This is a genomic window from Hyphomicrobiaceae bacterium, assembly GCA_041397645.1.
In the GTDB taxonomy this organism is placed as follows: Bacteria; Pseudomonadota; Alphaproteobacteria; order Rhizobiales; family Hyphomicrobiaceae; genus Hyphomicrobium_B.
Map to the genome: position 1 here is coordinate 12,946 of JAWKWE010000004.1, position 22,152 is coordinate 35,097.

The following is a 22,152-nucleotide window of genomic DNA, read 5'->3' on the forward strand; positions in this document are numbered from 1 at the left end:
CCCGTGAATGCGTTTAGTGCGTCATGCGCCTAATTGAAGGGTCGAACTCTGTTTTTCGGAGCCCCGACCCATGCCTGCAAAGCTCACCATCGAGCACGTTGCCGTTGCTGCTCTCAAACCATACAGCAACAACGCGCGCGTCCATAGCCCCAAGCAAATTGCCGAGATCGCGTCGAGCATCAAGACCTTCGGGTTCAACAACCCGGTCTTGATCGACAAGGCCGGAATTATCATCGCCGGTCATGGTCGCGTGGAAGCCGCGAAAAAGCTCGGCATGGCTGCCGTGCCGTGCATGCGACTCGAGCATCTGAGCGAGGCCCAGAAGCGCGCCTACATCCTTGCCGACAACAAGCTTGCGGAGAAGGCGGGCTGGGATCGCGAGATTCTAAGAATTGAGCTGCAGCATCTCACGACGCTGGATCTTGATTTCGACGTTACGATCACCGGCTTCGAAATGGCCGAGATAGACGTTCTTCTTGGCGAGGCTGAGGTGAAGGCCGACGCGGCAGACGTGGTGCCGCCTCTGGCCGACGGTCCGGCCATCACGCGGCTCGGCGACCTTTGGCAGATCGGCGCGCATCGCCTCATCTGCGGCGACGCGACCGACCTCGAAGTCTCGGCTCGCCTGCTCGATGGCGAGCGCGCGCAGATGGTCTTCACGGACCCGCCTTATAACGTGAAGATCGATGGCCATGTCTCGGGTCTTGGAGCGGTAAAGCACCGCGAGTTCGCGTTTGCGTCCGGCGAGATGACGGGAGCCGAGTTCACAGCCTTTCTTGAGCGCGTCTTTGCCAACCTCGTTCATCGCGCGGTCGATGGCGCGATCCATTTTGTATGCATGGACTGGCGCCACCTCGGCGAGGTACTGGCGGCCGGCGGCAGCACCTTCAGCGAACTCAAGAACATCTGCGTCTGGAATAAGACCAACGGCGGCATGGGTTCGCTGTACCGCTCGCAGCATGAAATGGTCCTTGTGTTCAAGAGCGGGACCGCGCCTCATATAAACAACGTCGAGCTTGGCCGCCATGGCCGTTATCGCACGAATGTGTGGACCTATGCCGGCGCCAACGCCTTCAGCGCGACGCGTGACGCAGACCTGGCCATGCACCCGACCGTCAAGCCGGTCGCGCTCGTCGCGGACGCCATCCTTGACTGCTCGAGGCGTCGCGGCATCGTGCTCGACGCGTTTGCTGGGTCTGGCACGACGCTCGTTGCCGCCGAGCGCACTGGCCGGCGCGGCTATGGCATCGAACTCGATCCCGCCTACTGCGACACCATCCTGAAGCGCGTCAGCAGCATCTCTGGCGTCGAGGCGCGCCTGCTTGCGACGGGGCAGACGTTCGCGGAAGTCGCGGCCGAGCGGCTCGGCGAGGCGGCCCTGATGCCCTGCGAGCCGTCGGAGGTCTCATCATGAGCGCCGAGGACGACGATGAGGTTGGCTACTGCAAGCCTCCGAAGCACAGCCGGTTCAAGCCCGGCCAGTCGGGCAATCCCCGTGGCCGGCCGCGCAAGAACCGCAGCATCGAAGCCATGATCAAGCGCGAGCTCGATCAGACCGTCGCCCTCAAGGAAGGTGGGCGTGAAATACGTCTGACCAAGCGTGAGGCCTTAATCAAGCAACTCGTCAATCGCGCCATCAGCGGTGACCTAAAGCCGATGCAGCTGGTCCTCGCGCATCTTGAGAAACACAAGGACATCGAACCATTCACGGCGACGGAAGCGGATGACGCCGAGCTGCTGAGGGCACTCGGGTCCCCACCGACAGGAGAAGACAATGAGCAAGGCTGAACAGATCAAGGCTCTTTACCGGTCGAACTTCTCGGCCTTCTTGAGATTCGCGTTTCGCGAGTTGAATCCCAAGACGGATTTGATCGACACTTGGCACATTGACGTGCTGGCAGACTATCTGGAGCGCGTTGCCAAAGGTGAGATCACGCGGCTGATCATCAATCTTCCGCCGCGCTGCTTAAAGTCGCTAGCAGCCTCGATCGCGCTGCCGGTCTGGATGCACGGTCGCAACCCCGAACTCAAGATCATGTCGATTGCCGGCTCTCGCGAACTAGCCCGTGATTTTGAGCGCGCGACCCAGGATCTGCTGAACTCGCAGCGTTGCCGCGCCCTGTTCCCGCATCTGAAGGCTGAGAGTCGTGGTGGCGACCTCTACCTTCCCCATGGCGGCCAGCGAATCTCGAGCGTCGTTGGCGGAATCCTGGTGGGGCGTGGTGCTGACCTTATCGTCGTCGACGATCCGATTGCACCAGCCCGCGTGCACGATGAGTCGCGCCGTCGCGCGGTCAACAAGTGGTTCGACGCTGAAGTCATCCCACGGCTCAACGACAAGAACAAAGGCCGCGTCGTCGTCGTGATGCAGCGGCTGCATCACGAGGATTTGAGCGGCCATCTGCTGTCAGGCGAACAGCCATGGGTTCATCTCAACTTGCCGGCGATCGCCACCGAGGATGAGGAATGGAAGCTGTCGCGTGGAGGCGTTATCACGCGCCAGAAAGGCTATCCGCTGGCGCCCAAGATCGACAGCTGGGTGCCGCTCTATCGGCGTATGCTTGACATCGGCGCTTATAATTTTGCCGCGCAGTACCAGCAGAAGCCCTACGTGCACATGAACGACGAAGCAGTGCGAGGGGGGTGGTTTGCGCAGCCTGACGAGTTCGGCTTTCCCATGGGCGCAATGTGCACGGTACCGGAAACATCAATCTTGGCCTACGAGCTTTTCGGGATCGGTGAGAGGCATCCCGCAACGCCGCCCCGCCAAATGACGCTGGAAGAATGGGAGCGGTATGCTGTCTGGACCATGGACTATCAACGGCGCCTCCTTGAAGACCCCAAAGCTGAATGGGGGCCGCCCGAAAACGAAGCTGCCCTTCTCGCCGAGTATCGGGCTGGTCCTGTTGAATTCGGGCAGGAGCCGATGGACGATGATGGACCCGATTCGTTCTGATGGATAATCGACGGATTGCATATCGCCACAAATCAACGCGTGTATACGCGACTTCATTAATCAAGCACCTGGACGGACTGGCCTTCTTGGGCAGGAGCATACCCTCGGATGGAGGGTGGTCGCCAAAGGAGCTTAGCAAACGATCATTGCAACACCGTGTTCGAGTTTGAGCGAAAGCCGACATCACGCCGAGATTCGATGGCGTGCGAGCCATGGTCATGGCAGCCGATACGGTCCAGACGGTGTCTAATGTGCCCATGGCCTCAAAGCTAAACCGGGACCTAACCTTGATCCGACTCTGCTCAGCCAGATCCGCGATCGTTGAAAAGGTAGATGCTTTGCTAGTCGTTTAGCGTGGCTCATGACATGCTTTACATGCTGATTCGCGCGCTGGACTTTCTGGCGTACCGTACCTGAGTGGTTTGTTCAGCTAGATGGTGCGCTTTAGTCCTTTGCCATAATCGATTTGAGGGGAAGTTCGTGAGGACTGCATCTCAGATAGGTGCCGCGATTGAACGCGAGCGCGATATTTCACGTCAGCCGATATTTGCAACCGCAAAGCAGGTAGTCGCCTCTGCCGGCGGCATTCGCATCGATCTTGACGATGTGAGCGATCCCTTCAAACGTCCGGTCGATGAGGCGCTGGAAGGCGCTAAGGCTTGGTGGAAGGACGAAGTGCCAACAATGGCTGAAATTCACGCCGTCGATCCGGATAGGCCGTCCATCTTCGCGCGGTATTTAAGCGGACCGAAGCCGGAATTAGGACAACGCATCGCGATATACGAGACGGATTACCTCAAAGCGCTGGCCGAGCTTTGGAGCATTCCTGATCACGCGGCGGCCGCGTTGGCCAAGCTATCGCCGAAGCGGCACCCTCTGCAGGAGCCGCACCCAGCCATCGATGTTTCGTTTCTTCGATCAAGCCAACGCAAGGCGCTTGCACTGCCTCGGCACAACACCGCGCTGTTATGGGGCCCGCCTGGCACTGGTAAGACCACGACCATTGGAATTCTGGTTGCCAATGAGATCGTGTCCAATGCAAGTGTTCGCGTGCTCATTGCGGCGACCACGCATACGGCTGTTGATCAATCTGTTCGTCATGTTGACATCGCGCTACTCCAATGTGGACGCCTCGACTTGCGCCAACGCGTCAAGCGCTTTGGATCGGGCGTCGATCCAAAATTCTATCTCGGCTGTGAGCATCTCCTGCCTGTGCAGGATAAAGACTCGTTTGCAAAGCTTGCCGCTCTGATCGAACGGGAACCACCGAAACGCGAGCTGGAAGAATGGGCCGCTTGGAAACATGATGTCGACGTTTTGCGTGCTCGCTTGAAAGCCTCCGTGCTCCAAATCCTTGCGGAAAATTCATGCGTGGGCATGACGGTGACATCGGCGCTCTTCTGGTTTCAGGAATTGCGTGCGGCTGGCGTCGATGTGCTGATCATTGACGAGGCGAGCCAACTCAGCGGCCCGGCAGCGCAGATGGTCGCGCTCGTGGGGCGGAATGTCCTGTTCGCGGGCGATCCCAAGCAGCTCTCCGCCGTGGTGAGGACGAAGGATGCGCAGGCAAAGAAAATCCTCTCGGAAACCGCGTTCGACATTGTCAAAGATGCGCCGCAGATATTTCTCGAAGAGCAATCGCGCATGGCTCCGCCAATTTGCGCAGTCGTGAGTAAAATCTTCTATGGTGGCAGGCTGCGGGTTGCGCAGCGGGAGCTACAAGACAAGACCTGGAAGCTGGAGCGCTCTTCCTATTGGCTCAATGGGCGCGAGCAACCGCAACTCCAGATACGATCAACGAATGCTGTGTCGACTTGGTCTTCCAAGTACAAAGGACCAATTCGGTATGACTCGGCGAAGGCCGTGCTCGATCTGGTCGATGAAATCCTGGGCATCAACGAGGTCGCCGAGAACATTCTGATCCTGACACCGTTTCGTGCGCAGCGCGCCCTGCTCAACATGCTGATCGAAATGCGCAAGATCAAAGGCCTAAAGGTTTCGACGGTGCATAAAGCCCAAGGCGGCGAGCGAAAGATAGTGATCATCGATCCGGTGGATGGATCAAATGCGTTTCTGAAGGGGACCGAGGGGGACCGGCTCATCAATGTCGCTATATCTCGCGCGCAGTCATGGGCGATCCTATTCCTATCGGATATCGATCTTTCCAATTCCACTTTAAGTCGGATTGCGGAGCTGGCCGGCAGTAAATTGAAGGCCTTGGCTTAGTCCCAGATTCCTTTCCTCTTCTGCCTAGACGCTAGCAGCAGCAGGACGATTGAGCCGACGTTGGACGGAATCATAAATACCGATGCGCGAGTCTGGCGGCGTAATGGGCAGAGTTCGCCAGCGCCGATCATCGATTGTTGGGGATCGACGGGAATCGTGAATGAGTACACTACAGAAGACATTTGCCTGAACAGTTCTCCAGTAGAGCGCCACCCTACTCGACAGTGGCTTTCCCATTGCCAATGGCTGGAGCGAGTAGTGCTGATGGTTCTCCACTCCATGAGACCCGGAGAACTCGCTTGGCGCGCGTTGCGGCTACGTGGAGTAGAGACTTTTGCTGCTGCAGGATGTTGCGGCGATCGGCCTCATCTACCGCCGATCGCAGAGCTTTGGAAGGTGGGAAGGTCGAACGCGAGAGGAACGGGATCGCCACTGCGTGAAATTCGAGCCCCTTCGCCCGATGCATCGTGCATAGCCGAACGCCTGGAAGCTCTCTGTCGTCTGCCTGATTTGGCGCGAGTTTGACTGAAGCGATGCCTGCATCTGCCAACTTGCCAGCCAGTCGATCCAACTGAACCCGCGTACTCGCCAAAATGCCAATATCGGCAAGCTTTGTGTTTGAGGCATTCAACTTTCCGATCCAAGAGATCAGCGCGGCTACCTCGTCCTCCTCGCTGTCAAAGTCGACCACGACGGGGGGTGGTCCCCGAAAGACGCTAGTGTAACCGTTCAGGCTGTCTAGGCCGCTATCGAGATCATCGACAGCTACCCCCTCAAGAATTGACACGGCCCACTTGCGGATTTCATCGCTGGTTCGGTAGTTCAGTCGCAGTTTTCGTGAACGTCCCCTAACATTAATTCCGCATGCCGACATACCGGCACGACGCGAATAGATTCGCTGATGTGCGTCCCCAACAATGAAGATCGAATTGCGATCGTGGTCGGGGCCTTCTGGGACGATCGACCGGATGAGGCGAAAAGCTTGTTCGCCCATATCCTGCGCTTCATCTACTACCACCGAGCTATAGGGCAAGCTCGGCGCTTCAGACTTCAGCAGCTCGACGGCCTCTCGGTATGCATCATCTGGCTCTGCGAGCCCTGCATCCATCATGCGAGCGCGATAATCGGAGAAGATTTTCCAGAGCGCCGCCCTTTTGCGGCGGTCTATCGCGGTGCCGCGGCCGGTGCGCGGCGTTTTGAAATACGCCTGCTCTGTCAGAACACCCTTCGCCTGGATCACTTGCTCCCATTCGGCACGTACGAACTCCTCTGACAGCCCTTCTGGTATGGTGTGAGCATCCATCAATTCTCGCCATATCTGATCGAGCTGTTCACGCTCTTCGCCAAAGTAGGCGATGTCGCGCCCAAATTTCTTGCGCTTAAGGAAGCCGCTGACCCAGCGATCCAGATTGATCACTTCTATCCGCGGATTGGGCTTGCTGAGATGCTCCGGACAAAGCGTATTGAGATTGGCTGAAATGTCGTGGGCAAGACTCGTTGTGAACGTAGTGAAGAGAACCCGCTCTGCCGACCGCTGGGGATCGCTTGCAATTTGATCTGCCAGATATTTGGCTCGATGCATTGCCACGACCGTCTTGCCCGTACCAGCTCCGCCACGGGCCATCGCGGGACCATTGTAATCGCGATAGGCAATACGCCGCTGATCACGGTGCAGAAATACTCGCCAACCTTCCAGATCTCCCTCGAAGAAGCGGCGCAGCTCATCCTCGGTTTCCGGAATGAAGATATGCTGACGACTTTCATCCGATGCGATGACTTGGGAAAAGGTCGCCGCTACGTCGGAGGGCTGTTCAGCAGCCTCGGCAGGTGCCGCGCCGATCAAGTCGCGAATTTCTTCATCCGAATATCCCGCTGCCAAAGCGATCAACGCGTAAAACGTAGTCGTGTCGAAGTCGTCTTCGGCAGAGTCGAGCTCCGCCTGATTGTGAATAAGGCGCACCTTGGGTAGCTCATCCGTGAGCACGCCGAGCGAGATCAAGCGATCATCGGAAACGTTCGCAAAAAGAAGAGGAGCAACGGCAGCAGCCTTTGCAGAAGCCTGAGGAGCAGCAGAAGCTACGGTTTCGACCTCTTCATAGACACGAATTCGATTGGTGGCTGAATCAATACGTACCGTGCGGCCTTCAGCCCAACGGTAGGCCTTGTCATGTTCGTTGACGTGAAGGAACATGATGTCACGGCCACTTACAAAGGCGATAGCACGGTAGCCCTGGTCAATCCGTATCGATTTCAATCCGCGCTCTCGCGCACCCTCGACCGACTCGAAGTTCAAGCCATTGCCGGATGGATCGCTCATATAGCGCGTCATCATATCTAAAAACTTCGCCGAGATCCTATCCGGCAACTTCTTAAGCGACCGCATACAACCGAGGTCATAGGAGACCCTGTGGGCAATTTGATTACTCATGAAACCATCTCCTCAATTTTTCGGATGATGTAAGTCGCAACCTCAGTCACTGACTTTTCCCCTTCCGGATTGAATGAGACGAGGTCCCAGTTCGACATTTCAAAACTCTCTTCGCAGACGCCGAGCTGGATGCCCGACCAGCCAATCTCGATCATCCCAACAACTTCTCCGTGTTGCGTGAGGTCGGCACCTATCAGGTCGGGCGGAGCCACGTTGCCCGCCTGTAGCGCCTCAATCAGCGGACGGAAGCCCTCACTTACGAGCGTACTAACTTCGAGCCATGCACCGTCCTGCGGTCCCTTCCCAACCGTTGTGAGATCAGGAGCTGACAGCGTATCAACTCCTTCGAACTCGACGTGGAAGCCTGGGATGGCTTGCATCAAGTTGATGAGGCGCCACAGCCCGCGCCACGCCTCGGAGTACCCAGGGCTCGCCGCCGGATCACCAGACACTTGGGGCAATGTCCCACGAACTAAGAGACGACAATCTTCAATATCACTGCGCCATGTCTGAGGTGATCGCTTCTTGACGGCCAGATAGACATCCAGATTCCGATCATTGACGTGCCCAAACATCTCTCCCTCTTCAAGGAAGCTTCGTCCATCTTCGGTGATCGTAGCAATTCGAGGTAGCGTCTCGATTTGGCGCCCGTGCCCCACAATCGTGCGCATCAGAACTGACGTCGAAGCAGCGAGATCCGCATTGGGCAATGAGATATGATGGAGCAGGCCATGTAGTGATGACCCGCTCTGCAATATGCCTACGCTTGTCGCCAGATCAGACATGGCCGGCTTAGCAAGCACAGAGGCCATGATACCGGCATGGGTCGCTCCGAGACGGGCCTCGGCTATTGGATTTGGAACCAGCGAGTCAAGACCCTGGTCAAGGTCGTGCCAGCCTAGCGTCCAAACCCGCACATGCCCCGAGCGAATCAGAAGCACACGGGTGATGAGGTCTTCTGCTACGGTGCTGGCATGGTATTTCAAGCCATCCATTTCGACCACGATCGGCCTCGCCTGCAGGTCGCCGATGGGGCTCAAGAGGAAGTCAACGCGCTTCTTGGGCACATCTATGAACCGCTTGTCGATCTGGACTTGGGTCTCGATAGTCCAAAAATGAGTCTGTTGGCCTTCAACGACCTTTAAGAGAAAGCCCTTTCGTCCACCTTCAAGCACCTGGGGTTTGATACATCCGGCGCCGAAGCGATCCTCCAGCGTTTCAAGGAACCGGTGCTCTAGCTTGCTATCAACCAAGAAATCGCGAATGCGCGTATCGATCCCGCTACTGGTACGGGTCAACTCACCCCACTGAGCGAGGATGCCTTCCATCATGTGCAGGGCAGTGTCGCGATCAGGCTCGCCGGGACCGAACTGAGAGCGGTAAGATTTGACGCAACGGAAGCAGCCGCTCTTTCCGTTCTCAACGCAGGCACAGGTGCGCAGCGCCTCAGCGGCTCGCTCGACCACTGCGCGCATCGTATCGGGGTGCTCAGCCAGTTGCCGCAAATAGCCAGATCCGCCAGGCACAGCATCATAGAGATAGAGGCTGCGAACGGCAGCAAGTCCATCGAGTTGAGCTTCCACTACGGCACTGCGAATGTGGTCAACCTTGCCGGCGAAGTGCCTTCGCATCCCCAGATTAATGGCGGCAACAAAGCTCTTGATATCATCGTGATTTGCCTCTCCTGCTACGGGTACGACAATACGGATTGACTCGGTTTCGAACTTTCGCATCAGGAAGACATTCGCTTCCCACTGTTCGCGCGTGATTTCACCATCGCGTTGCAATACCCGGCAACGAGGTTGGTGCTCACCTGCGGCGCCAGTGTGCCGCGCAGGGCGCTGCACTATCCCGCAGTGACGACAAATCGAAAAAGGGCGCGAATGCCGCTCCTCGCCGGCAATCTTCGGGCCTGCAGGTCCCGACGTTCTCTGACCGAAGTTAAAATCCCTAAATGCGCAAGGTGCAATGAACTCATAGCCAAACGGCGGCGCTGTTTCGGCCCCCTCCGCATACCACGACGATTCGATGTCTGCCGGGCCATAGAAGGGTACCATCGCGCGATCATATTGCTTTTGCTGGCGATCGTCGGCGTCCCGGATCTCTGCCTTTTGCTCTGGTGTAACAGCGATGACGGTCTTCAGCTCAACGGTCTCGTGCGCTGAACCGACGTCATCCCACATGTCGTCACTGCAGCGCGGGCATTTGTCGGTTGCTTGAGCTGTCGACTGGAGCTCTACATGCGAGCAATTCTGGCAGAACCTCCATGTTGAAAGATCCTGCTTGTTCAAATCGAGTCTATCGATAATTACTTCGCGGCCATTGGCGTAGAAATATTGTCCGGGCGCAAACTCGGTTAGGGCCGAGCTCGCAGGTCGCATATACTCCCGCGTGATGAGGTTGTCGCCGTTTTCCTCGCGATGGCCGCTTTCAGGTTGGCGGGCGATGATGGATTTTAGCTTAACCCCTTCTTCTGGAAACGCGTAGTTGGGAAGAAGGCCTTTGTCGGTCAAAAACCTGAGCACTTGAACGTCGTCGATACCTTGCCTGATCGCGTGGTTTATTTCTCCTTTGTCGCGTTTGATTTCAGCAAGTCGAGCCTCAAGCATCTCTGGCGTCATCTCATTTTCACGACGTTTGACGCGCTTGGCCTCGGCGTCGAGTTCAGCTCTGCGTGCAATGAGCTCGGCGCGTTCTCTCGCGGCCTCATCAAAGAGAGTTCGAATATGCCAAATGAGAGAGTGTTGGTCACGGGTGGTCAGGTAGTTGCGAATGCGAGAAGCAATTTCAGGGCGCGCTGACAACTCAGACGGGAGCAGTGACAGAAACTGACTTGCCAGGCTCGAGCTGTGCTCGTCAATGTAACGAAACCAGTCCAGAGGAAAGCCATCGCCGCGACTTTCCTCCAGTTGCAGCAATACCCGACGCACCTTCCCGTAATCTCCGGTGTGTGCGCCGCTGCCGACAAAGCCATCCAAAGTGAATGCAGCAACCTGTCTTAGCAGAACGGACAGCGCGCCAATGTAAACCCCCGGAACGCGAACTTGTCCCGCAAGCATGCTGTCTGGCTCTTCCCAGAACTGCAGGTCGTGCGGCCGCGCAGTAGCGATAGTCAGATTTAGAGAGTTGCCGTCTCGGCGGCCTGACCGACCAATCCGTTGGATGTAGTTGGCTTCTTCGGGTGGCACGGAGCACAGAAGCAGCGTGGAGAGGTCGCCGATATCAATACCCATCTCGAGCGTTGGTGTGGCCGAGATGAGGTTGGGTGCCCAAGGACTCTCCTTCTTGATGAAGTCAGTCTCAATCTGGCGGCGTTCATCAGCTTCGAGCAAACCGGTGTGCTCACGCCCAACAACACGATGGTTCCGGTCAGTTGACAGAATTGCAGCGGTAGAGGCAGACACGGAATGATTTGTCTCAAGGAGAGATCCATGACAGCCAATGCGTGTGCAGGTAGATCCGATCGCTAGCCGGTTCTCCGAGAGGGCAATTTCATTTCTTCGGCATCTGTCGCAGCGCAGATGAAGTACGCTATCTGTCACTTTGATGGCGGTCGGCTCGATAACGAACCCATGATCACGCGATGGAGCCGGACGATCGATGCGGCGGACTACACCTTCTGCTTCGAGTAATCGCATGGTCGTCTCAAATACAGCGTCATATTGAGAGACCATTGAAAGTGAGATCGGAAGGAAGAATTTGTCAGCCCAGTCTCTGTACCAGTTGGTTGAGTGATCTTGGAGCAGAGGCTGATATCCTGGCACTGATCTGAGCAGTGTCACCGGCATAGGTGCCGCCCCGTTGCGATAATTGGGGACGGGCAAAGTATCCGTTTTTCCGAGGGCCATCGCGCGCGCCGCCGCAAAATAGTTAGGCCCGCCAATTCTTGATGGCGCGGCGGACATGCCCGCCACTATATACTCGTGCCCAACCGCTCCTCGTCGACGCATCTGCTGAAGTAGTCCAGCCAGAAAGCGCGTGGCAGTGGGCTCATCCATCTTGAATGCACCGGACAGCGCGTTTGCAAGATGTACCGGGAGCTTCTTAGCCACGGCACTTATGCGCTCTATCGACACTTCTGCCAGCGCAATGCCTGCGGCTTCCAGCGTCTGAGAGGTATGCGACCGATAGGTAAGGTCTGAGAAGTATTCCCACCCAAGCCGAAGCTTAACATGCTGGATGAATCGATCGTCGGAGGGAAGTCGGTCGCTCCGCAGTAGCTGCTGATAGGGTTCGCGCCATGTTTGGTTGCGAGCAATGTAATTCGCGACGAACGCCTCATCTCCCAGGGCTATGCGGATGGCCTCGGGAACTGCAGAGATGACTTCTGCTAGCGTGATCTCATGGTGAGGGTCCGATATTATCGCCTCATATAATGACTTGCGTACCACGGCGTTGGTGTTGCGGATCTCGGCGACAGCTGCGCGCTGCGCTGCATCCTGAACGGAGTCAGAGAACATCAGAAATCGTGGCTTGGCCTGGGGATCCTCTTCATTGTGTTCTGATCCGTAAAGAGTATTCGCGAGTGCAGACGTCATTCGCGATGACCGCAATCCGAAGAGCAGCAACCCATGGGCGTGCCCACAGGCTGGGCAGGTGCGGTCAAACTCGCCATTCTCATCCGTGGGGTCGTAGAGCCATACCGGGCTTCGTATTCCTTCGTCCGTCGTGCCTGCGTGGTCGGCGGGCGTAAAGTCCAGGCTGCCGGCGTCGAGAAGTCCAGTCACGACGCTGCCCCGGCCTGAGGTCCCGGCCTTGCGACTAATGCTTTCGTGATAGATTAGTCGGATACGGTTGGAGGTGCCGTCGAAGAAGTCCTCGTAGAGATCCGACAGTGGAGCCCAGAGGCTAAGACCTCTTGCTGATTGGCGTCCCAAATGAGCTGAGGTGCCGCAACGTGCACAGTTCACGATCGGCAATACCTGCCGCAAGTCGCGCTCATCCAGGTCATTGGCGTGTGCGAGATCTATCTCGGATCGCTCGTCAGTTGATCGCCACCGTGGAAGGTTGGCGACCATGCGGGACATCTCGCGCGCCCAACTCTGGATGCGAACGCTGAATAGCGGCTGAGGCGAGGCCCGAGAGCCCGAGCGTGCCCAGCATATGAGTGAAACAATGACTTCGGCCAGGCCGATGCGCTTGTCGGCAGACCAATTGCTAAGGGCCTTGACGGTGCCCAAGCTCTCCGCGATGGCGCTCAGGGTCGTGGGCCGAGCAGTCTCTGCAATGATGCGAAGAACTCGCTGTGCGGCAGCGTGTTCTAAGATCAGGCGACCAAGTAGCAGTCGCCATTCTATGGACTCCGGATCTCCGTCGTTGAGTGCGATCAGGTCTGCGTCGGTTGTCGATGGAAAGAGGCAACGGGTAAACAGCTGCGCTGCAGCTGCTTGCGAGACGTCGATGGCAGAGGCAAGCGCGGTCTGTACTTCAGCGGGCTCTGGCCAATCGAAGTATTCCGGGGTGGGAAAGGCCTCGTCGGGGGTCTGCCGCGTCTCCCTGATCACTGAGCCGTCGTCAAACGGTTCGCCGAAGATGGTTGCAGCGTACTCTCGCAGCTCGACAGCTGCCTCTTCTCCCGCACCCAAAGTCGCAGAGGAACCTACACAGGCGAGATGCTTCTCAAGTGTACCCAGCCGGTGTTTCAGCCGCCGGATCAGGAGCGCAAGATCGGCTCCTTGTGCGCCATCGAAGGTGTGCATCTCGTCAACAACGAGATATCGGAGCGTTTCGGGTGAATTCTTCTCCCACAAATGCCGATCGCTCCCGCGTATGAGCAGATAGTCGAGCATCTTGTAGTTTGTGAGGAGGATATCCGGCGGATTCGACCGCATGGCATCGCGGCGCGTAATCACATCCTGCTCAGTCATGCCATCGGTCGGGGACTTCGGTTCGGCATCAGCGTAGATGCCCGCGCGAACGCCTGCTAGCGAGGAGATTTCGTGGATGGCTCGTGCGATGCGACGCGCCTGATCGGTGGCCAGTGCGTTCATCGGATAAATTAGGATCGCCTTGATCCCTGGTTTGCCCTTGTTTGCACGGCAGTAGTCAAGTATTGGCCAGAGGTACGATTCAGTCTTACCGGATCCGGTCCCTGTGGCAACGATTGTCGACCGAGGTGCTGCGCCTCCTAGTCTGTCGAAGGCGGTCAACTGGTGCTGATAGGGCGCGAATTTGAGCGGGACGTCAGGAAATGGTTGCTTGAACGGCTTGCCCGGCTTCACCGCTTGCTTGAACGGCATACCGACCGAGATCCACGGTCCCTTGATGTAGTTGTCAGGATTCACGAGGAAGCGATCGACTGTGCCATCGAAGGCACGGCTTGTGGTGTTGAGTGTCGAGCGAACTAGGTCCTTCAGGCTCCTCTCCACTTGGAGCCCTAAGAGAATGGGGTTCATAGCTGGACCCTCATGTGGGCCGATATTACTTCAGAAGACTGTTTTCGAGCGTCACAGGAAGGATGAGCATGCAGGAGATTCGCGTTCATGCCGCTGCCTCCTGCTCTTTCGCTGCCTCGAAATACGCCCAGGCTCGCTTGTAGTCTTCGATGCGATCGCAGGTGTCGAAGGGGCCTTCAAATGTTCGGGTCACGGTCTGCGGGCCGCCTGGCATGAAATCGACGACGGCTTGACACTCAAGTTTGGTACATCCGCTTTCAAGGATCTGCTCCCATCGCTTGCGGCTCGGGCTTTTCCCATCTTCGAGATAACCGACGCCGGGAAGGCCTTTGGAGCAAGTCCAAGCGATGCGTCCGTTGTGGTCATACCAAGTGCCAGCCTCGTTCTCCTGAAGGACCGGGAAGTAGATCCGGTAAATCTCGAGCAGCTGGTCGACGGTCAGTCCGAGAGCCTGGGCGACCAGCACGTCGATCTCGACCAAAGCCATGCGGCGGGCGAACTCGGTGCGCAGGCCGGCCGTGCGGTCCCAAGTTGCGGGGCCTTCAGCCACACCATCGACGCGAAGGCGTGGGTCAGTGGACGACCAATCTTTAACGTGAAGACTGGCAGCATTTCTGTCCCATAGCTCGGCGTATGGCACAGTTAGGCAAGCCAATCGCAAACCACGATGCAGAGCCGTTTCATCAATCTTGACCCAAGGCAGCATCCCTAGATCTGGCCCGTATAAGTTTTGTCGATTGGTGGCCTTGATCAGAAAGTCGAACGGCAAAGATAGCCAAAGAGCGTTGGCCGTGAGCAAGTCGTCGTCCGTTCGAAACGCTGCGCTAACTATAGCGTCGATGTGACCGATTTCTCGCGGGATCAGGGCCCCGGAAAGCGTCCGCTCTCCGTTCTGCCCCATCATCTTCCTCAAACCTATGCGATAAAGCGAAGAGTAGCTTTTCGTTGAATCCCATTTTAATCTTGGTTGAGACGTTGTTCCCTGCTCAACGTATTGATAGTTAGTGCGCGGGACAAAGTCGTCGGGCGCATTGTTTAAATCGATAGATTCGAAATCGCGATGATTTCGGCAATTTCTTCTCGGCGCTTTGTAAAGTGGGTTCCCAACAAACAGCATGCTGCCAGACAAGACGGCTTTTGAAATGTCTGCGGGGAAGTCCGTGCGGCGCTCGAGAACGCCCGCTGTCACAGAAGCGCCCTCCGTCCACATAGTCGAGACCTGCCATTCCAAATTATTCTGAGACAACGTTGGGTTCTTGAATATAATGGCGATTGCGGCAGCTATCTTTGTCGAAAACGGTGGGATGAGCTTGCAGGAGGCATAGCTTCCTAGCTCACCGAGTGCCCGACTAATGGCTCTGAGGTAGTGGTCATCTAAAATCGTAATTCGGTCTTTGTGGCCCTTAATCTCCCATTTTCCGCTTCTGTTCTTTAACGATGGGACCTCGCCCGCGCCATCGTGCAGCAAGCTCTCCGCAAGCTGAGACGCAAGGAGCATGTTTGCTGCATTGGTGAATTTTATCTCTGACTTCGGGGCTCCATATAAATTGAGCGAGAATTCCCGCGTGTTCCCTATCTCTGAAAAATTCTTTGATTTCAGCTCGTTTCTAAAATGAAAATGGGAGATAATGCGATGGTACCAATGACCTCGAAAGCCGGCAGCCTCTTGAGTGTCAGTCAGATGGCTGTCCTGATGAATCATTGAGATATTCCCAGCTTCAGACATAAGTCGGAACGACAGGTCAATAAAGCACTTATAAAGATTGTTCGATCCACCCCCAGCAAATGGATGCATCACCGCCGATGACGTAACCTCCATTGCTCCCCGAGTGAGCACGAATTCATGAAGAAATCGCTGGTGCCCTTTGGCCTTCTGCAGCGCCTCGGGCAAAACTCTTCTGGCATCTGCCGCAGAAAAATTAGCGTAGAAGGGGTCGATATCTGCAAGCACCAACCCGCCGTTCCAAGATGGCTTGGACCACGGAGGATTCCCGACAATGATATCGAAACCACCCCGCTCCTTGAGGATATCGGCGAAGATCAGATCATAATGGACAAAGCGTGCTTCTTTAGCGACATCGACGGCAACGCCGAGCCAGTCAACTTCCTGAACCAATGAATCAACATCGGTTTCGCGGAACAGGTCGTGCTTTTGCTTCCGTGCGGCGGCCTTGAATAGGTTGGCAGCGGGTGCGTCTGGCTCCAGCGCGTCAAAGAAGTCGGGCACTGTATCGACGAACTCAGCCATGCTCGGAGCGGCGAGGGAGCCGTCTGGCATGAAGCCACCCTCTAGGATCATGGCCATGCCTTGCAAGAATTCAGGGCGGCTTGGCAGCTTGTCGGCTTTATCGAGCGGCCAGAGCCACAGGGCGCACCAGGCGTCCATGGCCGTCTTGAGCCGCTTGTAGGGCAAGGTGTTCGTGGCGTGATCGGCGCCCACGAGGCGGCTGAGCCTTCGTGCCTTTTCGTGGAAGTCGAGCCCTTCGACACCTGCAAAGCGCTTATCGGGCCAGAGCGTGATTGCGTCGTTCGAGGATGCTCGGCTTCTTGCCAGATCGGCCGCCACAATGTCGAACAGCTCCTCGACAATGCGGCTCAGCTTCTGCAGAAGCTTAGTCTCGTGCGGCTCGAGCTTGTCAAAGAAGCCACCCTTGCGCCAGGCCTTGATCGACTGCTGGGCCGCGTCCGCAAATTCGGTGATCGACTTGTCGGTGTCGAACTTGGCCATGTCCTTTGCGGGCAGCAAGAATTGCCAAATATGACCCTCGGGCAAGCGAGACTTCCAGCCGATCTCCTGCGGCACCTGGTTGAGCCAGAGATCATCCTTCTTACGGGCGGTCATGAGAGTAGCGGGATAGGACGCTCTGCGTGCGCCGATCAACGAGTTGCCAGCATGGAGCTGGTCGCCGAACCAAGGCGTGAATTCGCTGGCATGGAGGCTGTTGAGCCACAGAGAGATTGCGCCAAGCTCGACTGCCACAGGGTTGAGGTCGACACCGAAGCAATTGCGGTCTGCGATGAAGGCGCGAACCTTCTGCTTCTCTATGATGATCTGATCCTGAGGAATGGTCTTGCCGACTTCCTTCTGCTTTCGCTCCAGGTAGAGGTCGGCGAGCTGATTGGTCGTCTCCACAAGAAACGCCGCTGATCCCATCGCGGGCTCGAGTATCTTGAGGTCTAGGAGCTCATCGGTAGTGAGATCCTTGCAGCGCTCTAGCAGCGCGTGTTTGACCAACAGCCGAGCGAGGGGCTCTGGTGTATAGTACGAGGCGGACTTTTCGCGATCTCGTCCGGCAAGCCGGTAGATGAATGTGCCCTTCTTGTAGACTCGGGCTTCAGCACCGTCGAAGACGATTTCCTCGGGACGGAACTCGACTGCGCGACTACGTGGAACGAAATAGCTTGGTGCAAGGAAGTCGATCTTGTCCCTTCGCGATATGGTCTCGTCTTCGGCGTCCTCTGTGTCCTCTAGCGCGTCATCCATGTCATCGTCAGCATCGATTGCTTCCGAATCTTCCTGATCTTGATCGTCTGCGGACTCAGTGTCCTCGTCCGAACTCGACGTTCCGCGGCCGGTCTTTAGCCGCAACTCGATGAGATCTTGCTTAGCGACGACGCCAGTGAATGAGATGAGCGTCTCATAGACCGCGCCGAGCTGGCCAATGCCGAGCTTGGCGTAGGAGATGCGTGCCGTCCCGCTGCGAGACTGCTTGAGCGAGAGCAGTCGGATGACCTTCTGGACGGCCTCGTTGCGTAGGTTTATCTCACTCAGGATCGGCGTGCTCTCAGGATCGAGCAGCGATACCTTGACGGCTGGGAGGCGCATTGCCGTGCTGTTGCCTGCGTACAGCATCGTGAGGGTGCGTTGCAGGCTTTGCCAGAGATAGGTTCCGTTCTTCTCAACGGGGGTGCGGAGTCTGACGGACTCTAGCTCGCGAAGCGCCTCGATACTGTAGCCCGTCGCATATACCGGATCCTTGAGATCAAGGATATTCAGACGAGGGTTGGCTTCAGCGTAGAACAGGAATAGCAGGCGGTACATGTACCTCAGACATTCGAGGGACAGCTCAGGACCTTCAATCCAAACGCTCTTGCGCGGCCCCGACGGGTATTTCCCGCCAGTGACATCGAGCACTTCTTGGCCAAGGATCTCAATGGCGTCGCGCACCGTACGCTTGAGCGACGTCGTGACGGCATTGGCGTTGCGCTGTGCTTCCTCTTCGATCCGATCAGCAATCGGGATGCCCTGTCGTGGTACGCGAGCCTCACGAGAGATCAAGCAGGCCATGACTGCCAGCGTGTCGCGATCCTGGCGTGAGTAAATCTCCTGCAAGTCAAAGCGCAAGACGGATCGTGCTGGCCATTTGTGGCGATCGATCAGCACGAGTTGGGAAAGTGCCATCACCAGCACGTAGCGAGGGGCATTTCGAAGTCCGAAGATCCCATCACCAAGGACTTCTTCTATTGCATGACTGGTCTCAGCGAATTCGCGTTCGTCTTCGGGAAACTGATCGGGCTCAAAGCATCCTCCAAGAGGATCAGACGCCTCATCGGATGCTCCTTCCAAAGGGGCCTCGAGAAGCCACGCCGCATCGCGGCCCTCCTCGTCAGCGACCACTGAGAGGCACGGAACTAAGGTGTCTCCATCCATTGCGGTCTGCTTGCGGAGACGTTTGTATTCGTAGCCAAGAGCTGTGACTAAGGCATGGGTCGCCTCGGTGCGCAGTTCGATCCGGCGCGCGTCGTCCTTCGTATTACGGATCTGCCGAAGTAAGGCGAGGTAGGAGTCTGCGCAGCGAGACAGACGCTCGATTGGACTTACCTCATCGTCCTTTCGTAGCCAGCGCGCCGCAATTTCGCGAAGCTCTTCTTGGAGTGACGCCGAAAGGGCTCCTGCCGGGAAGAACTCGGCTTCATTTTCAATGCCGGTAAGATCCATGGTCATCCGACAAACACCGCCTTTATCTCAACGAATGGATTGGGATCATCCACCATGCGACGGGTCCGCTCGTACCAAGAGGCCCAATCCTCGAACAGTTGGTCGATCTCAATCGCCCTCGTATCTCTCCGCGCCTTCTGGCGCCTCTGCATGGCGTTGAGCTCACTTCCATCGTTGGGGACGTCGGCAAATTTGAGCTCAAGTTGCCGTTTGAATCGCGCTTCGAATTCGGCAAGGCGCCCCAGAGTCCTTTGCAAGGACGCCTCAATCTCAGTAGCTCTCGCTTTGCGATGATTGACGAGATGCGACTGGAAGGCATCAACAGCGACTGAGAGCGCCGCGCTTGCTAGTCTTGGGTCAGCCGCGCCGCTGTTTGGCGTGTTGCCGGCCAACCCTACTCGGGCTGTAAACTCATCGACCGTCTCGAGCTGCTTGACGATGCCATCGACCACAGACACGACGGCCCAACGGTCTACAATTGGCGCTCCCATCGCGTTCGGTATTGCGCCATGCAGCAATACCGCCACCTCTCGATCCCCGAGGCGACCGCGCAATCCGCACAGCGGTGCCGTGCGCTCTGGGAAAAATGTCTCGGCCCGATCGCCAAACCAACCGAGGATCGGATGCCCATCCCATAGATACTGGACGGTCGGCCAGCTGCGCTCTTCGGTCTTGGCGTTTTCGATCGCGGTGTTGATCACGTCGGTGCGATCGGTGAGTTCGATTATGCCTCCGTTGCCGACAGCCTCGACCGGCATATAGCGATCATCGACTTCGTCAGTCCTGGTATATCCTAGGCCTCCGTCACTCATCATATCCGCCGGTATTCGCATCCGGATGAGTCGGTTGGCATCTTCAATCGCGGGCGCGGTGCTGAAAATGCCTTCCTCTGGCTCAGCCAACCGCTGAAGCATGACGCGGGCGTAGTCAAAGGCGTCCGTAAATAGCCTAGGTGGCGCACCTTCAGGTATCGTAGTGATGTCAGTGCCCGTACTTGAGTGGTCGACCCCGCTGTAGTCTCCGAAGAGTGCGTCGAATTCGTCATCGATTGTAAGTTCGTTCTCGATGCTCTCCGCGCGGTCGTTCATCTCGTTCTCAAAGGCCTCGGCGCCGACACCGGAGCTGACGGCTCGAGCAACGACTTCTTCCTCGAGATCTGCGTCTCCTGCACCGAGGAAGACAGCAGGGTCGCCGACACCTTTTTGCGCAGCTGCATCTTTCTCAACCAGCTTCTCCAAAACCCACATATCGCGAACCTTCGGATCGCTGCTTTCGCCTACGAAGTAATAAATCTGAGGCGCACGGTCCTGACCGTACCGGTCGATCCGTCCATTCCGCTGCTGAAACCGAAGTAGCGACCAAGGCAGATCAAAATGGATCAGGCGGTGGCTCTGGAAATGCAAGTTCAACCCTTCAGACGCCATGTCGGAGGCAATTAGGATTCGGATTGGCGATTTCTCTTTTTCAAACGCTTCGAGAAGGTGTCGCGCGTCTTCCTCCGCTTCGACGCTTCCGCCGTCTATCCGGCCGATTGCTCCATCATCGAGACCGAGATCCGCGTTGAGTCGCTCTTTCAACCATGCCACAGTCCGAATTCTTTCGGAAAAGATGACAAGTCGGTCCCTTGGATCCTTCCCGGTCCACTTTAACTCTCTCAGAAGCTGAAGTAGATTGTTGTATTTTTGAAATTCACCTGGTGCAATTGAGTCAAGAATAGCAGCTAACGATTCAAGTTTTAGGCGATCCGCCTCTGTGCCCCTGGCTGTTCCGTTCCGAATTCGCGACAGTCTTCCGGTTACCGTTTCGAGACATGCAGCAGGGCTCGAAAATATCGCTTTTGCTAGAGTTGTACGGAATAAGTCAATCGCTCTCGTTCGCGGGTTGTCTTCGTCCAGGTCGAGCTTCAATTCAGCGATCATGCTGTAAGCTTTTGCTTCCTTCCCACCGAGGGGGAATCTTCTGCGGTGCAGCTCTCGCGGGGGGACATTCTTTCCCATCACCGCCAAGACCTCTGGAGATGAGCGAAATCGACGGACTACTAAGTCTTCGATGTCCTGTCTTTGCAGCTCCTCGGGCTGAGGGACGCGGGTGGGATCGAGCATCTCGATCAGACTGGCAAAGCTCTCACGCGATCCGTCATGGGGAGTCGCCGTCAACAGGAGCAAAGAGTCTGCTTTGCGAGATAGCAGCTTGGCGAGACGCGAACGAAGACTTTGTTCCGATCCTGATCGGACACGCTTTGCCGCGTTGTGGGCTTCGTCGATGATGATGAGATCCCAGTTGGATTGCTCAATCGCGGCACGGATTTGACTATCTTGTTTGAGGGTATCAATTGACACGATAGACCGATCAAATTGGTCGAAAACATTGTAGTGAGCTGGAATTTGAGTGCGCATTCTCCGAATTGCGGCGCTGTCCAAGCGCGACAAGGGAATGGAAAACCGTGTCCAAAATTCCTTTTGAAATTGGCTCAGCGTTGATCGGGTTGTGACGACAAGAATCCTGTTAGCACGTCCGCGAAGCACAAGCTCTGCGGTTATCAGACCCGCTTCCAGGGTCTTGCCAAGGCCAACGTCATCAGCGATCAACAGCCGCACACGGTCCTGAGCGAGGGCCATCTCTACGGGAACGTGCTGGAATTCCAGATCGTCGATAGCAGCTCTGCCGAAGGTAAGGGGTCGGGCAGCTGTCGTCGGGGTCAAGCGAAACGCTGATTCCAAAAAAAGTTTTGTGTCAATCAACCCACGGGAAGTGTCAGGGACCAGCTTGACCTTCGCGGAGTCGAGTAACTCGTAATCAGCTTCAAGTTCCAAGACGAACCGGGCGGACTTGCCCTTTACGATTCCAGCAATGCCGCGGCATGAAACGATGTGGCCTCCCGACCGACGTTCGTGTCCCGAGACCTTCCAGGTCGAAGATCGGACTCTAATGAGGGCGCCCGGCGTCGGGATCGCAAGACTCATCCATGTGCCTCTTCAATTGTCCGCTACGGGTTTCGGCCAGATCGCCAGTGCTCGCTCAAAAGTGTCTCGCCTCGATTGATGATGTCCGTTTCCGACAGTGGCTCCAATTGCTCTTCCTGCTTCAGAACGTAGGAGCGCTGGTAGAGCGGGATTACTTACCGACACACCTTCTCGAAGACTTCATTTCTCGTGAGCTTGTCTGATCGCATGATCCGATCCCCACGCGAAGCATACGTCGAGAGCGA

8 protein-coding genes are annotated in these 22,152 nt (G+C 56.7%); 4 read left to right on the forward strand and 4 right to left on the reverse strand.

All coding sequences use genetic code 11. The features are described 5' to 3' along the window. Positions 1–70 precede the first annotated feature (70 nt). The 4 genes from R3D51_00185 to R3D51_00200 all read left to right on the forward strand — a co-directional run bounded on the left by R3D51_00185 (position 71) and on the right by R3D51_00200 (position 5,182). Positions 71–1,414 (forward strand): DNA methyltransferase, encoded by a 1,344-nt coding sequence (locus tag R3D51_00185; GenBank protein MEZ5897887.1) that lies wholly within the window; start codon positions 71–73, stop codon positions 1,412–1,414. Further along, positions 1,411–1,788: a DUF5681 domain-containing protein gene (locus R3D51_00190; protein ID MEZ5897888.1), complete on the forward strand. Its 378-nt coding sequence runs from the start codon at positions 1,411–1,413 to the stop codon at positions 1,786–1,788. The genes R3D51_00185 and R3D51_00190 overlap by 4 nt, the downstream gene beginning before the upstream one ends. Beyond that, positions 1,775–2,956 (forward strand): hypothetical protein, encoded by a 1,182-nt coding sequence (locus R3D51_00195; protein ID MEZ5897889.1) that lies wholly within the window; start codon positions 1,775–1,777, stop codon positions 2,954–2,956. The genes R3D51_00190 and R3D51_00195 overlap by 14 nt, the downstream gene beginning before the upstream one ends. 480 nt (positions 2,957–3,436) lie before the next feature. Beyond that, complete coding sequence (locus tag R3D51_00200; GenBank protein MEZ5897890.1) at positions 3,437–5,182, forward strand: AAA domain-containing protein; 1,746 nt, start codon at positions 3,437–3,439, stop codon at positions 5,180–5,182. A gap of 214 nt (positions 5,183–5,396) precedes the next feature. Here the strand turns inward: R3D51_00200 and R3D51_00205 are convergent, their stop codons facing one another. The 4 genes from R3D51_00205 to R3D51_00220 all read right to left on the reverse strand — a co-directional run bounded on the left by R3D51_00205 (position 5,397) and on the right by R3D51_00220 (position 21,646). Further along, positions 5,397–7,610, reverse strand: a complete 2,214-nt coding sequence (locus R3D51_00205) for a 3'-5' exonuclease (GenBank protein ID MEZ5897891.1) — start codon at positions 7,608–7,610, stop codon at positions 5,397–5,399. After that, on the reverse strand, positions 7,607–14,005 hold the full coding sequence (locus R3D51_00210; GenBank protein MEZ5897892.1) for a DEAD/DEAH box helicase: 6,399 nt from the start codon (positions 14,003–14,005) through the stop codon (positions 7,607–7,609). The genes R3D51_00205 and R3D51_00210 overlap by 4 nt, the downstream gene beginning before the upstream one ends. A gap of 85 nt (positions 14,006–14,090) precedes the next feature. Further along, a complete protein-coding gene (locus R3D51_00215; GenBank protein MEZ5897893.1) occupies positions 14,091–18,950 on the reverse strand; it encodes an N-6 DNA methylase in 4,860 nt (1,619 codons plus the stop codon). Next, positions 18,947–21,646, reverse strand: a complete 2,700-nt coding sequence (locus R3D51_00220; protein MEZ5897894.1) for a helicase-related protein — start codon at positions 21,644–21,646, stop codon at positions 18,947–18,949. Before R3D51_00220 ends, R3D51_00215 begins: the two co-directional genes overlap by 4 nt. Between the last annotated feature and the right edge of the window lie 506 nt (positions 21,647–22,152).

Excerpts from the sequence above, each read along its gene's own strand:
- R3D51_00185 (MEZ5897887.1), top strand. The coding sequence starts at position 71 with ATGCCTGCAAAGCTCACCATCGAGCACGTTGCCGTTGCTGCTCTCAAA.
- R3D51_00190 (MEZ5897888.1), top strand. The coding sequence starts at position 1,411 with ATGAGCGCCGAGGACGACGATGAGGTTGGCTACTGCAAGCCTCCGAAG.
- R3D51_00195 (MEZ5897889.1), top strand. The coding sequence starts at position 1,775 with ATGAGCAAGGCTGAACAGATCAAGGCTCTTTACCGGTCGAACTTCTCG.
- R3D51_00205 (MEZ5897891.1), bottom strand. The coding sequence starts at position 7,610 with ATGAGTAATCAAATTGCCCACAGGGTCTCCTATGACCTCGGTTGTATG.
- R3D51_00210 (MEZ5897892.1), bottom strand. The coding sequence starts at position 14,005 with ATGAACCCCATTCTCTTAGGGCTCCAAGTGGAGAGGAGCCTGAAGGAC.
- R3D51_00215 (MEZ5897893.1), bottom strand. The coding sequence starts at position 18,950 with ATGACCATGGATCTTACCGGCATTGAAAATGAAGCCGAGTTCTTCCCG.